The sequence below is a fragment of the Mesorhizobium loti genome, from assembly GCA_014189435.1.
In the GTDB taxonomy this organism is placed as follows: Bacteria; Pseudomonadota; Alphaproteobacteria; order Rhizobiales; family Rhizobiaceae; genus Mesorhizobium; species Mesorhizobium loti_G.
Genome location: CP050293.1, coordinates 3441757 through 3454112 on the forward strand (window position 1 = coordinate 3441757; position 12356 = coordinate 3454112).

The window sequence follows — 12356 nt, forward strand, 5'->3', positions numbered from 1 at the left end:
GTCAGTCCTCGTCGACGAAGCGCGATGATGGTGCGCGCGGATTGCGCAGGCGGCCGATCAGCGCCGAAACCGCCGTGATGTTCATTTCCTCGGGCGACCAGTTTCTGACTTCCGCGATGTGGTGGACTGCCAGCTCACGATGCGTGCTGCCACTGTAGGCGGCATCCTGATGGGTCACGCGCTCATGCGTCTTGGCATCTTCGCGGACATATTCGATCAGGTAGTTCGGGCATTCGGCGCGACCGCGCACACCAAGCCGCACCTGGGCATCGCCATGGGCGCGTTTGCAGCGCTCCAGCTTCTCCAGCACCCGGCGCACATATTCCACCGGCTTGTTGAGGCCTTCGACCACGTCGGCGATCGTCGAGTCGGCGGCGATCAGTTTCGGAGGCACGCGCTTGGTAGCCATCAGCGTCTTCCGGCCCGCTTCGGCAAAGCGGCGAGCGCCGCGGCGGCGGCCAACTCGTCGGCCTCCTTCTCCAGGCGCTGTTCGCGCAGGCGCGCGGTCTTGGCTTCCCGCGCCTCGCTGACGGCATCGCGCTCGGAATTGATGCGGTTGAGGGACATCGACTGGGTTTGCGTCTTGCTGAACAAGGACACGGCCTGTTCGACTGTCTTCGAATGAGCGGTCAAAATCTTTCTCCTGTCAGGAGCCTGTGCCGATGGAGCGAAACCGGGTCTTCGGTCAGGACCACGCACAAAGCAATACGGCAGCGGATTCAAATTGCTGGAGCGTCCCTTAGCACGTCCAGGCCGACGCGCAGCGCACTTTCGGCGACAAGACGCGCAAAATGAAAAAGGCCAGGCACCGCCTGACCTTCCGTAAGAGAACGCCGTGCATCCAGACGGATGCACAAGGCACGCTCCTCTCATGCGCATGACATGCCGTGGAAACTCAGGTCTCCGCGGCCATGCGCCCGAATTCGCCACTCACCGGTGCCAGTACATCCGTGGTCACCGGGAGAGCTGAATTCTGTTTTCAGGCCGCCTTCAACTGGTCGGCGGACATCTTGCCCGACTTGTTGTCGCGGACCATCTCGTAGCCGAGCTTCTGGCCCTCGACGATGTCGCGCATACCGGCGCGCTCTACGGCCGAGATGTGAACAAAAACGTCGGCCGAGCCGTCGTCAGGCTGAATAAAACCAAAACCTTTGGTGGCGTTGAACCATTTAACTGTGCCGGTGCTCATGACGAACCCTTTCCATGGCAAATATTCGTTCGACGCCATGCGGATGCACAACGTCGTTTGTCCCGATTTTTGATGTGGGAAGTTCGTCAAAGGCGCGCTCGAAAGCGCGGATAACAAAAGTCAGTCAAACAAATATCGACGAAATGCTTCTAGGCTTCTTTTGGCGCGCTGTCAAATCTGCATCCCCCGCACCCGCGGAATTCTCGCAAAACCGCTGGCCAAAACACCTGGCACAACGGCAAACCGGACGCCAAACAGCGCGCTTGCGCCAACTCGAAAAAAATTTAGCGGCATCCGGAACCATCCGCGCAAACGCGCATTTATTTCGTGTCATCAGCAGTTCGTGAGAGCAATCGAAAGAAAGGTTGATGGCAAAGACGCCCCCCGCACGATAAAAGGTGCGAGGGGCGTTTTCGTTTGGATCCACCTATTCGTCCGGGCCGGGTTCCGGCCACGTCTCCCCTGGCCGCTTCCGCATACCAATGGCGCATCGCCGGGGTCGATAACACGGCATCGACATAGGCTCGCGTATCCGGCGCAAGCGTGCCGCCATAGGTGTCGAAGCGGGTCACGACCGGTGCATACATGGCGTCGGCCGCGGTGAAATGGCCGAACAGGAAGGGGCCGCCCTTGCCGTATCTTTCCCGGCATTCGCGCCACAAGGCCTCGATGCGCTCGCGTTGCGCCTCGCCTTCGGCGTCGAGCGGCTTGTGGCCCTTCGGCCGGCGCAAATTCATCGGCCAGCCATAGCGGACCTCGCGGAAGCCGGAATGCATCTCGGTCGCCGCCGAGCGCGCCAGCGCACGGGCGTCGATATCGGCCGGCCAGAGTTTTTTGTCCGGGAACAGGTCAGCGAGATATTCAAGAATAGCAAGGGTTTCCCAGATGATTTTGCCATTGTGATTCAAGACGGGCACCTGGCCGGTCGGCGACACTTTCGCCAGGTTTGCAAAGGTCTCGGGCGTGCGCAGCCGCACGAAGCCCTCCTCGAACGGAATTTCCAGATGCCTCATCGCCACCCATGGCCGGAGCGACCATGAGGAGAAGCATTTGTTGCCGATGAAGAGTGTGAATTCAGCCATTTTTCTCCCCGCATGCACGATCACCTGGAATTCCTTGGTCGGCGCGTGTGCACAGCCTAGCCCGCCAACCTTGCCGCGGGAGGCGGTTGCGCGACCTGATCTGCTGCCCGGGCGACGCCTGGAACCTAACCGACGCCGGCTCGTTAGCCTCCCGCGGATGAATTCCCCCGAATTCAAAACTCCAGGAGATGCGAAAAATGGTGAACAAGGATCAGGTCGCGGGCGTGGCCAAGCAGGTCAAGGGCTCGATCAAGGAAGCCGCCGGCAAGGCAACCGGCAACAGGCAGACCCAGGCTGAAGGCACGGCCGACAGGATCGCCGGCAAGGTGCAGAAGGCCTATGGCGACGTGAAGGACAAGGTCAAGAAGGCGCTCTGATCCAACATCGAGAACGCTCTTTTATTGGGGAAAGGCGGTCGCGAGGGCCGCCTTTTTCATGTGCCCCAGCCCTTGCTGAAAGCATTGGTGAAGGCGACCTCGCCATGATCGCCGGTCGCCTCGCCCAGCACCACGTCCATGCCGTCGCTGGTCACCCTGGCAAGCGCGAAACCTCCCATATAGGCAGCCTTCGGCTTGAACAGATCGAGCCCGTCACGGCGATAGATCAGCGGCGTTTCGTGCTGGTGGCCGTGGAAAATGGCGACGACATTGTAGCCCTTGAGCGCCGCCAGCAGCGCCTGCCGGTCGGCCTCGCTCCACCAATGCGGCGCGCCAGCGCCGTCATCGTCGTAGTGCCTTTTGGTGGCATCCCAGCGTTCTATCGAGAAAATGTCCCAGCCATAGTGCTGGAACAGAATGACCGGACGACCATCCGCCGCATAGGTCGCCAGATCCTGCTTCAGCCATGGCAGGCTGCTCTCGGCGCCATGGCCGGTGTCGCCGGCGAAACGATGCGTCTGGACCAGATGCAGGCCGCCCCAGTCCCAGGAATAGCAGTCGGTGTCGACATCATAGTCGGTGGCCGGCACTGGCGGCTTGAAGAACACGCCGGCGCGATGGTTGACCTCGACATAGTCGCGCAGTTCGCGCCGATACCAGTCGGCATGGTGCGGTGGCCCGTTCTGGTCGAGATCATGGTTGCCGAGCCCGACATAGACCGGCATGTGTACGCGATCCGGGCCGACGCCCTGGCTGTAGCGCTGGCTGAACTGGAGCAGCTGGGTGCCCTCGCTCGGCTGGGTGATCTGGCCGCCGCCATCGTCGGTCATGTCACCGCCGACGACGAGGCCGAGCGGCGCGGCGATGCGGCTGCCCGCCGAGCGCAGGCCGGTGGCGACGCCGTCGATCTCGGCCGGCCAGTCCTTGTCGCCGAGACCGTTGAGCGCTGCAACGTTGCGCAGCAGCGCGGCGTCGGTCTTGCCTTCCTGCAGGCAGTTGGGGCTCAACCCGTTCGCCATGCGGCAGGCATGGACATCGGCGATGAACAGGAAGGTGGCGTCGATGGACTGGACGCGCTGGCCGGTCTGGCTGAATGCCGGACGCGACAACGCGCCGGCCGCGGCAAATCCTGCCATCTGCTTCAGCAGGCTGCGCCGGGAAATCGAGGGGATCGGCAAGCGAGTCATCATGCGCGAAATTCAGCACAGGCGGCCCCCTGCCGTCCAGTTGCCTTCACCACGCATCGACACCGCCGCCGCTCGCTCGGTAGCGCCGCAACGTCAAAGCGGCCGCGTCGAAATCCCTCGTCGCTGCGGTATCAAAGGGTTCTTGGTCGTGGCAGCACCCTGCGGCGGCGCCTGGCTGCCAATCCGCCCTGCGAAGGCGAGAGCGCGCTCCGCTCCAGTCCCGCCAGGCAATCCCGCAGCACGCTCGCATCCTGCGCCGTCTTGGCCATCGACATCGCCCCGGAATAGGTGGCGACCGTCAGCGCGGCGAAACGCTCGGGATCCGTGCCCTCCTCCCTGCCCGCCTGCTGGTCGGCTCGCAGCTTGTCGGAGATCGCTCGCCGCCACCCGGCAAAAATACCGGCAAGGGCAATCCGGAAATCCGGATCGGCAAGCGACAGTTCGTGCGCCAGATTGTTGAGCGGGCAGCCGCGCACGAAACCCTGCTGCTCCAGTTCCGCCGCCACGGCCTCGAACACCGCGCGCACGCCTTCGCGTGCAGTGCTCGCCGCCAGCACTGGCGCGATCCATGTCTCTTCGACCGCCGCCGCCACACGCTCGTCGATCACCGCCAGCGCCAGCGCCTTCTTGGTCGGGAAATGGTGGTGCAGCGCGCCACCGCTGACGCAAGCCGCCGCCATCAGGTCGCCGATGCTGGAGGCGTGATAGCCGCGCGCCTGGAACGCGTCCTCGGCGACATCGAGCACTTTTTTGCGCATGCCCTCAGGGTCGTTGATGCGTTTTCCTGGACGCGGTTTTGGCTGGACGATCATCTCTGCTGACATTGCCGAACTTTAGCATATTGACAAAACAGGACAACCGGTCTGTTTTATAAACAGGATGACTGCCCTGTTTTGCGGAGAGACGGATGAACATGCCCCTGAATGCCACGCTGAAACCCACGCTGCTCGCCTCGCCTGTGGTCGAGCTTCGGCAATACACATTGAAGGCCGGCCGGCGCGACACGCTCATCGATATCTTCGACAGCAGATTGATCGAGGGCCAGGAAGGCACCGGCATGACCATCATCGGCCAGTTCCGGGACCTCGACCGGCCGGACATGTTCGTCTGGATGCGCGGCTTCGACGGCATGGATGCGCGGAAAAATGCTCTCGCCGATTTCTATGGCGGCCCGGTCTGGGCGGCGAACCGCGATGCGGCCAACGCGACAATGATCGATTCCGACGACGTGCTGCTGCTCAAGCCGGCGTGGCCGGATGCCGGCTTCGACCTAGCGGGCGCGCAGCGGCCAAGCCTGGCCGCCGACGAAAAGCCCATTCAAAACAGACCGCTGACCGGCATCGTTGTCATCGAGATTCATCATTTGCAGCCCGGCACGGAGGCAGATTTCGCCACTCGCTTCGAGATTGAGACGGCGTGCCTGATGACGGCCGACGCACGCCTGCTCGCCGCTTTCGTTACGGAACATGCCGAAAACAGTTTTCCGCGCCTGCCGGTACGGGCTGATGAAAACGTCTTCATCAGCATCACGGGTTTTGCCAGCGCAGAGGCACATGCCCGCCACAAGGCCACCCTCGTCGCTTCACCGGCATGGCAGGCCTTTTGGCAGGCCGCGCAGCGCGGCCTGACCAAACCAACGGAGACTTTGCGGCTGTCGCCCACGTCGCAATCGCTGGCCGGGCGTTAAGCCTCAAATGCCTTGATGATGGCCTTGGCAACAAGGGCCGGATCTTCCCAATGCGGGTTGTGGCCACAGCTCTCGGCGCGGACGAAGACGGCTTCGGGAAGAGCGGACTGCAACGCCTGCTGGTGCGCCTCGCCGAACAGCGGGTCGCACGCGCCGGCGATGATCAGCGTCTGGGCCTGCGCGGCTCGTGCCGCGTCGGTCAGATCGGCACGGCGGATTTCCTCGAGAATCGCGCGCCAGCGCGATGACGGCATTGCCGAGGCGTCTTTTGCCAGGCCAGCGAGAAAGGCTGGGGGCACGCCGGGCCGGCAGGCATGCCACCAGGCATAGAACGGATCGGCCGGCGATATCGGATCGCGCAAGGCCAGAACGCCCGTGACCAGCGGGTGGTCCGGCGCGAAGTCGGGCTTCAACGTGCCGGCCAGGACCACCAGGCCGCCGATCAGCTCCCTGTGTAGCCCGGCCAATGCGATCGCCACCATGGCGCCCAGCGAATGGCCGACGACGACCGGCCGGTCGAGCCGCAAGCGCAGAATCAGCCCGGCAATATCGTCGGCGAAATCGGCGATGCCGCAGCCCTTGCCCGCTTGCGAGGCGCCATGGCCGCGCAGATCCGGCATGATCAGCCGGCGGCCGGCCAGATGCGGCGCCAAAAGCGAAAAGCTGCGGCTGGTGTCGGTGAAGCCGTGCACCAACAACAGCGCCGGTTCGGCGCCTGATATCTCGACATAGGCAATGTCGAGATCGCCCACAGTGACGAACTGCTTGCGGCCGGCCCAGGCGTCCTGGTCAGACAAAGCATCCAGCATCGCCGCTCTCACAGGCCGAGCTTCTCCTTGACCGCGGCAAGGCCGGGTTGGCCGTCGAAGGTGGTGACGCCGGCGAGCCAGGCGTCGAGGCGGCTTTTGTTCGCCGTGATTGCCTTCAGCGCCCCGTCTTCCGGCTTCATGCCGTCATTGATCAGATAGCCCATGCCGACATTCTCGAAATCGATGTCGAAGGCGAGGTTCTTCAAGAACTGCGCGACATTGGGACACTGATCGAGATAACCCTTGCGAACCTGCGTCGTCACCGTCGCGGCGCCGAAGTTCGGGCCGAAGAACTTGTCGCCACCGGTCAAATACTTGAAGTCGTACATCGTGTTCATCGGATGCGGCGCCCAGCCCTGGAAGACGATAAACTGCTTTTCCTTGATCTCGTAGCCGACCTCGGAAAGCATGCCGGCTTCGCTGGATTCGACCACTTGCCAGCCGTCCAGGCCAAAGATGGGATCGGCGATGGCGTCCATCATCAACTGGTTGGAACCGGGCTCGATGCCGTACATTTTCTTGCCGAACTTGTCAGCGAATTTGTGCAGGTCAGCGATGTCCTTGACGCCGGCCTCCCAGACATAGGTCGGCACGGCGAAGGTGTATTTGGCGCCTACGAGATTGACGCGCACATTCTCGACCGAGCCGTCCTTCTTGTAGGGCTCGTAGTAGGTGACCATGGCCGGGTCCCAGTAGCCCAGGAACAGGTCGAGATCCCTGTTCTTCATGCCCTCGTAGATGACGTTGATGCCAAGAACCTGGCTTTGCGGCTGATAGCCGAGCGCCTGCAGCAGGACGTTGGCGACCCCGGTGGTGAAGGCAAGATCATTCCAGCCGGGCTCAGCCATGCGGACAGTGCTGCACTGCTCGGCATCGGCCGCCTGGGCCGCATTCGAGGCCAATATCAGCGCGGCAAGACAGACGCCATTTGCAAGGATGCGCAACATTTCGGTTCTCCTCATTGTGATCAAATTGACCAATTGGTCTTTTTATTGTCCCATGGGTCAATGATTGATCTGAGCGGGCGAAAATGTCAACGTGGATTCGCCATGCATGGACCGACCCCGTGAAACTCAAGCGTCTCAGCGAGATACGCCGCAAGGAACTGCGGCAGGCGGCCTTCGCGGTGCTGGAGCGCGAAGGCATTGCCGGCGCCACACTGGAAAAGGTGGCGGCCCAGGCCGGCGCGTCCAAGGGCATCGTGCTGCATTATTTCCGCAACAAGCAGGAATTGTTCGAGCACGCGATGCGCGAGGCCAACGCCGTCCTGTGCCAGGCGGTGATCGCGCGGCTCCGCCGGGCGCATACCCCCATGGAGCGCATGGATGCGGTGATCGAGGGCAATTTCGAGGAGCATCTGTTCCAGCCGCCTCTGTGCCATGCCTGGCTGTCGCTCTGCGCCGAGGTGCCGCGCGACGAGAAGATGGCCCGTATCCAGAGGGTGATCCATGCACGCATGCGCTCGAACCTGTTGTCGGGCCTGCGCGGCCTCGCCTCGCCGGCCGATGCCGACGACATCGCCCTTGGTGTCACCGCGCTGATCGACGGGCTTTGGCTGCGGCTCGGCCTGCAGCCGGGCAGCGTCTCGCGCGAACAGGCGGTCCGCCAGGTCAAGAATTATGTCGCGGGCCGGCTGGCCCTGCGGGAGCTTGCGACCGCCGGCGCGTAAACCGGCCTCGGCTAGCCAGCGCAGGCAGCGGTCGAAGTTCATACCGGGGGATAGGCCGACGGCTTGACCACGGCCACCACTATACGGTGCTCTCGACGAGGCAGAAATCCCTCGGAGCGTCCCATGAGACTTCACGACAAGCGCGCGCTGGTTACCGGTGGGTCGGACGGTATCGGCCTGGCGGTCGCCGAGGCCTTTTTGCGCGAGGGTGCGGACGTCCTGATCGTCGGCCGCGACACCAAGAAGCTCGACGACGCACGCGAGCGCCTCGGCGGCACTATCGAGACGCTGTCGGCCGATCTTGCCACATCGGCCGGCATCGCGGCCGTCGTCGAGCACGTCAAAAAACCCGGCAGGCCGCTTGATATCCTCGTCAACAATGCAGGCGTGGCTTTCCTGGTGCCGTTCGAAACCGTCAGCGAGGCGCAGTTCCAGCAATCCTTCGCGCTCAATGTGACGGCGGTGTTCTTCCTCACCCAGGGCCTGCTGCCGCATCTGGCTGCCGGCGCGTCGGTGATCAACATCTCGTCCTATTTCGCCAACAAGATGATCCCGAAGCGACCGTCGAGCCTCTACTCGCTGTCGAAGGGCGCGTTGAACTCGCTGACCAAATCGCTGGCCTTCGAACTCGGCCCGCGCGGCATCCGCGTCAACGCCATCGCGCCCGGCACGGTCGACACCGCGATGCGGCGCAAGACCGTCGACAATTTGTCGGCCGAGGCAAAGGCCGAGCTGAAAGCCTATGTCGAGCGCAGCTATCCGCTCGGCAGAATCGGCCGCCCCGACGATCTGGCCGGTATCGCGGTCTATCTAGCCAGCGACGAGGCCGCCTGGACCAGCGGCGGCATTCTTTCCGTGGACGGCGGCTATACGGCCGGGTGAGAAGCGCGCGCTTCTTCGCTTCCTAGCGCTCAACCACTACTCGACGGAATTTTTTCGGCTTTTGCAAGGCAATTAACCATCGAACTAAACTACTCATCTTTTCTATGACTTCATAAAAGTATTTTTACTGACTTTTTACTTTACCGATGGAGACTGCGCCCATTGACGGCGGGGCATCAATGAATTTCTTGTTTGGATTTTCTGGTCGTATCGGGCGCCAGCAATGGTGGTTAGCCTCGTTCGCGATCGTCCTGGTGTGGGTGTTGGTCGTGGTGGGATTCGTCATCATCATGGCGGTGGTTGACCCGTCCAGCGAGCACGAGCCTGGAGAGCTATCCCACGGCGGGCTGAGCGTTGGCGTCGCATTATTCGCTGGCATCATACTTTCTTGCTGGATCAAGGTCGCAGCGATTATCAAGCGCTACCATGATCTGAATAAGCCGGGGGTCTGGCTTCTGTTGACCTTCGTCCCCATTATCGGCCCGATCTGGGTGACCATCGAATGCGGGTTTTTCGCGGGTTCATCTGGCGATAACGACTATGGCCCGCCACCCGGCACAAGCGGTCGTGCAGCTTTTGTGAGCGATGTCGATGCCCATATTTCACGCATGAAGGCCGAGCGCTCAATCCAGCAGCGACCGCTATCCGGCAGTGTGGATATAGCATCGCCGGCACCGCAAACGAGGAGCCAACCAAATCCAACCGGATTTGGCCGCCGCGGCCTCTAAGCCCACGGAAGAAGCCCTGACCGCACCGAAGCAGGAAACCTGCCGGCTGCATTCCTGAGCAGCCTTGCTTCAACCGATTTGCATCCTCACCGCCCGCAATCTCCGCTTGAAGCCGTTTGTGCAACGCGATACGCCGTTGCCGACTTCGACAAGGAGAGACCCGTGACCGCTGCAAAGACCAGAACCGAAACCGACACGTTCGGCCCCATCGAAGTCGCCGCCGATCGCTATTGGGGCGCGCAGGCGCAGCGTTCCCTTGGCAATTTCAAGATCGGCTGGGAAAAGCAGCCGGCGTCGATCGTGCGCGCGCTGGGCATCGTCAAGCGGGCGGCGGCGGAAGCCAACATGGAGCTCAAGCGGCTCGACCCGGCGATCGGCAAGACGATTGTCGAGGCGGCACAAGAGGTCATCGACGGCAAGCTCGACGACCATTTCCCGCTGGTGGTCTGGCAGACCGGCTCGGGCACGCAATCCAACATGAACGCCAACGAGGTGATCTCCAACCGGGCGATTGAGATGCTGGGCGGCGTCATGGGCTCCAAGAAGCCGGTGCATCCCAACGACCACGTCAATATGAGCCAGTCGTCGAACGACACCTACCCGACGGCCATGCACATCGCCTGCGCCGAGCGCATCGTGCACGACCTCTTGCCGGCGCTGAAACACCTGCACAAGGCACTCGAGGCCAAGACCAAGGCCTTCGCACACATCATCAAGATCGGCCGCACGCACACGCAGGATGCCACCCCCTGACCCTCGGCCAGGAATTCTCGGGCTATGCCGCCCAGGTCGCCTCGTCGATCAAGCGCATCGAGCTGACGCTGCCCGGCCTGCAGGAACTGGCGCAGGGCGGCACCGCCGTCGGCACCGGCCTCAACGCGCCGGTCGGCTTCGCCGAACGAGTCGCGGATCGCATCGCCACGATTACCGGCATTGCCTTCGTCACCGCGCCGAACAAGTTCGAGGCGCTGGCGGCCCATGATTCCATGGTGTTTTCGCACGGCGCCATCAATGCGGCGGCAGCCGCGCTGTTCAAGATCGCCAACGATATCCGCTTCCTCGGCTCCGGCCCGCGTTCGGGCCTCGGCGAACTGTCGCTGCCGGAAAACGAGCCGGGCTCGTCGATCATGCCGGGCAAGGTCAATCCGACCCAGTGCGAGGCGATGACGCAGGTCTGCGTGCAGGTGTTCGGCAACAATGCGGCCCTCACCTTCGCCGGCAGCCAGGGCCATTTCGAGCTCAACGTCTACAACCCGCTAATGGCCTACAACTTCCTGCAGTCGGTGCAGTTGCTCTCCGACGCCTCGGTCTCCTTCACCGACAATTGCGTCGTCGGCATCGAAGCGCGGGAAGACAACATCAAGGCCGCCCTCGACCGCTCGCTGATGCTGGTGACGGCGCTGGCGCCGACAATTGGCTACGACAATGCCGCCAAGATCGCCAAGACCGCGCACAAGAAGGGCACCACGCTGCGCGAGGAAGCGCTCGCCACCGGGCTGGTCAGTGAAGCCGATTATGACCGGCTGGTGCGGCCGGAGGACATGACGCATCCGGGGTAAATATTTTTTGGCGGGAGAATTTCCTTACTTCGCGACCTGACCCGACGCGAATTTTGCGTCAGTCGCCCGATCACGGAAATGTAAGCGCTGTGAACAATGTGTTGCCGGATCGACGGCTTTGGTGAACAGTCGGCTTGGTCTATCTGAGTGGTCATTCAACCCATTCGGAGAGCCACCATGTCCATCAATACTTCAGTCGCCGGTTCCGGCGCTTCCAATGCTTCGACCACCATCCTCCTCGGCCGCGTCCTGCTTGCCGTCATCTTCCTGCTTTCAGGTTTCGGCAAGCTCACCGCCATCGCCGGCACGGCCGGCTATTTCGGCAGCCTCGGCCTGCCCTTGCCGACCGTAACGGCCATTGTCGTCGGCTTGATCGAGCTTCTCGGCGGCCTCGCCATCCTCGTCGGCTTCCAGACCCGGCTTGTCGCCTGGGTGCTCGCGATCTTCACTGTCGCCACCGGCTTGGTCGCCCACACCGGTTGGGCCGACCAGATGCAGATGATCCAGTTTCTGAAGAACCTCGCCATCGCGGGCGGTTTCCTGCTGCTGGCTTCCTCGGGCGCCGGCGCCTATTCGCTCGACGCCAAGCGCGGCTGAGTTTCCCTTCCCAAGCCTCGGCAGAAGCGGCGCGGAATTTTCCGCGCCGCTTTTTCGTTGTCTGAAATAGCTGGCTCGCCGGTTTCGGCCGCGGCTGCGCAGGCGTAAACTGCGCGGCAGTCGGCTTAAGCCCAATCCGGGCGCAGGCAAGGGAGATGGCCATGGCCCGCAACGCACTGCTTCTGGTTTCGCGACTGCTGTTTGCCGTGCTGTTCGTACAGTCCGGCTTTCAGGCGCTCGCCAACATCGCCGGTACAGCCAGTTATTTCGCCGGCCTCGGCCTGCCGCTGCCAACGCTTGCCGCCTGGGGCACGGGACTGTTCGAACTGATCGCCGGGCTGCTCATCCTGGTCGGTTTCCAAACACGGATCGTGGCGCTGCTGCTTGCCGCCTTCTGCATTTTCGCCGGTTTCATCGGCCATTACGGCCAGGGTGGCGGCGACGCGATGCTCGCCTTCCTGCACCAGCAGATGCTGATGAAGGACGTTGCCATATCGGGCGGCTTCCTGGCGCTGGCGATGGCCGGCGCCGGTGCGTGGTCGGCCGACGGGCGTGGTTCGGTTTAGTATCTTTGCTTAGACGCGCCCGAG

General features: G+C 62.6%; 15 protein-coding genes and 1 pseudogene. 8 read left to right on the forward strand and 8 right to left on the reverse strand.

Annotated elements, in window-relative coordinates; genetic code table 11:
• Position 1: 1 nt before the first annotated feature.
• The 4 genes from HB777_16895 to HB777_16910 form a co-directional block, all read right to left on the reverse strand.
• Entirely contained in the window at positions 2-409 is a 408-nt protein-coding gene (locus HB777_16895; protein QND65412.1) for a hypothetical protein, read from the reverse strand.
• Positions 409-633, reverse strand: a complete 225-nt coding sequence (locus HB777_16900) for a hypothetical protein (GenBank protein QND65413.1) — start codon at positions 631-633, stop codon at positions 409-411. The genes HB777_16895 and HB777_16900 overlap by 1 nt, the downstream gene beginning before the upstream one ends.
• 346 nt (positions 634-979) lie before the next feature.
• The gene (locus HB777_16905) at positions 980-1189 is read right to left on the reverse strand and encodes a cold-shock protein (GenBank protein ID QND65414.1); all 210 of its coding nucleotides are present in this window, start codon (positions 1187-1189) and stop codon (positions 980-982) included.
• Between the two features lie 320 nt (positions 1190-1509).
• On the reverse strand, positions 1510-2271 hold the full coding sequence (locus tag HB777_16910) for a glutathione S-transferase family protein (GenBank protein QND65415.1): 762 nt from the start codon (positions 2269-2271) through the stop codon (positions 1510-1512).
• A gap of 188 nt (positions 2272-2459) precedes the next feature.
• Between HB777_16910 and HB777_16915 the strand changes: the two genes are divergently transcribed.
• Positions 2460-2648, forward strand: a complete 189-nt coding sequence (locus tag HB777_16915) for a CsbD family protein (GenBank protein QND65416.1) — start codon at positions 2460-2462, stop codon at positions 2646-2648.
• A gap of 56 nt (positions 2649-2704) precedes the next feature.
• Here HB777_16915 and HB777_16920 read toward each other — a convergent pair whose 3' ends face one another.
• Positions 2705-3838 carry a metallophosphoesterase gene (locus tag HB777_16920; GenBank protein QND65417.1) on the reverse strand — a complete coding sequence of 378 codons (1134 nt, stop codon included), beginning with the start codon at positions 3836-3838 and terminating at the stop codon, positions 2705-2707.
• Positions 3839-3966: 128 nt separating this feature from the next.
• Entirely contained in the window at positions 3967-4647 is a 681-nt protein-coding gene (locus tag HB777_16925) for a TetR/AcrR family transcriptional regulator (protein ID QND68798.1), read from the reverse strand.
• A 95-nt stretch (positions 4648-4742) separates the two neighbouring features.
• Between HB777_16925 and HB777_16930 the strand changes: the two genes are divergently transcribed.
• Positions 4743-5522 carry an NIPSNAP family protein gene (locus HB777_16930; GenBank protein ID QND65418.1) on the forward strand — a complete coding sequence of 260 codons (780 nt, stop codon included), beginning with the start codon at positions 4743-4745 and terminating at the stop codon, positions 5520-5522.
• Here the strand turns inward: HB777_16930 and HB777_16935 are convergent.
• Both HB777_16935 and choX read right to left on the reverse strand, forming a co-directional pair.
• Positions 5519-6331, reverse strand: coding sequence for an alpha/beta hydrolase (locus HB777_16935; protein QND65419.1), 813 nt, complete (start codon positions 6329-6331; stop codon positions 5519-5521). The genes HB777_16930 and HB777_16935 overlap by 4 nt on opposite strands.
• A gap of 8 nt (positions 6332-6339) precedes the next feature.
• Positions 6340-7278: a choline ABC transporter substrate-binding protein gene (choX, locus tag HB777_16940; GenBank protein ID QND65420.1), complete on the reverse strand. Its 939-nt coding sequence runs from the start codon at positions 7276-7278 to the stop codon at positions 6340-6342.
• Between the two features lie 83 nt (positions 7279-7361).
• Here choX and betI point away from each other — a divergent pair, with 83 nt between their 5' ends.
• The 6 genes and pseudogenes from betI to HB777_16970 all read left to right on the forward strand — a co-directional run bounded on the left by betI (position 7362) and on the right by HB777_16970 (position 12332).
• Positions 7362-8000, forward strand: coding sequence for a transcriptional regulator BetI (gene betI, locus HB777_16945; GenBank protein ID QND65421.1), 639 nt, complete (start codon positions 7362-7364; stop codon positions 7998-8000).
• A gap of 123 nt (positions 8001-8123) precedes the next feature.
• Positions 8124-8882, forward strand: a complete 759-nt coding sequence (locus HB777_16950) for a glucose 1-dehydrogenase (GenBank protein QND65422.1) — start codon at positions 8124-8126, stop codon at positions 8880-8882.
• Positions 8883-9061: 179 nt separating this feature from the next.
• Entirely contained in the window at positions 9062-9610 is a 549-nt protein-coding gene (locus tag HB777_16955; protein QND65423.1) for a DUF805 domain-containing protein, read from the forward strand.
• Between the two features lie 162 nt (positions 9611-9772).
• Positions 9773-11169 (forward strand): annotated as a pseudogene (fumC, locus tag HB777_16960) (class II fumarate hydratase).
• 177 nt (positions 11170-11346) lie between these two features.
• Complete coding sequence (locus HB777_16965; protein QND65424.1) at positions 11347-11766, forward strand: DoxX family protein; 420 nt, start codon at positions 11347-11349, stop codon at positions 11764-11766.
• Between the two features lie 161 nt (positions 11767-11927).
• The gene (locus tag HB777_16970; GenBank protein ID QND65425.1) at positions 11928-12332 is read left to right on the forward strand and encodes a DoxX family protein; all 405 of its coding nucleotides are present in this window, start codon (positions 11928-11930) and stop codon (positions 12330-12332) included.
• Positions 12333-12356: the final 24 nt, after the last annotated feature.

Excerpts from the sequence above, each read along its gene's own strand:
- HB777_16895 (QND65412.1), bottom strand. The coding sequence starts at position 409 with ATGGCTACCAAGCGCGTGCCTCCGAAACTGATCGCCGCCGACTCGACG.
- HB777_16905 (QND65414.1), bottom strand. The coding sequence starts at position 1,189 with ATGAGCACCGGCACAGTTAAATGGTTCAACGCCACCAAAGGTTTTGGT.
- HB777_16910 (QND65415.1), bottom strand. The coding sequence starts at position 2,271 with ATGGCTGAATTCACACTCTTCATCGGCAACAAATGCTTCTCCTCATGG.
- HB777_16915 (QND65416.1), top strand. The coding sequence starts at position 2,460 with ATGCGAAAAATGGTGAACAAGGATCAGGTCGCGGGCGTGGCCAAGCAG.
- HB777_16920 (QND65417.1), bottom strand. The coding sequence starts at position 3,838 with ATGATGACTCGCTTGCCGATCCCCTCGATTTCCCGGCGCAGCCTGCTG.
- HB777_16925 (QND68798.1), bottom strand. The coding sequence starts at position 4,647 with ATGATCGTCCAGCCAAAACCGCGTCCAGGAAAACGCATCAACGACCCT.
- HB777_16930 (QND65418.1), top strand. The coding sequence starts at position 4,743 with ATGAACATGCCCCTGAATGCCACGCTGAAACCCACGCTGCTCGCCTCG.
- HB777_16935 (QND65419.1), bottom strand. The coding sequence starts at position 6,331 with ATGCTGGATGCTTTGTCTGACCAGGACGCCTGGGCCGGCCGCAAGCAG.
- choX (QND65420.1), bottom strand. The coding sequence starts at position 7,278 with ATGTTGCGCATCCTTGCAAATGGCGTCTGTCTTGCCGCGCTGATATTG.
- betI (QND65421.1), top strand. The coding sequence starts at position 7,362 with ATGTCAACGTGGATTCGCCATGCATGGACCGACCCCGTGAAACTCAAG.
- HB777_16950 (QND65422.1), top strand. The coding sequence starts at position 8,124 with ATGAGACTTCACGACAAGCGCGCGCTGGTTACCGGTGGGTCGGACGGT.
- HB777_16955 (QND65423.1), top strand. The coding sequence starts at position 9,062 with ATGAATTTCTTGTTTGGATTTTCTGGTCGTATCGGGCGCCAGCAATGG.
- HB777_16965 (QND65424.1), top strand. The coding sequence starts at position 11,347 with ATGTCCATCAATACTTCAGTCGCCGGTTCCGGCGCTTCCAATGCTTCG.
- HB777_16970 (QND65425.1), top strand. The coding sequence starts at position 11,928 with ATGGCCCGCAACGCACTGCTTCTGGTTTCGCGACTGCTGTTTGCCGTG.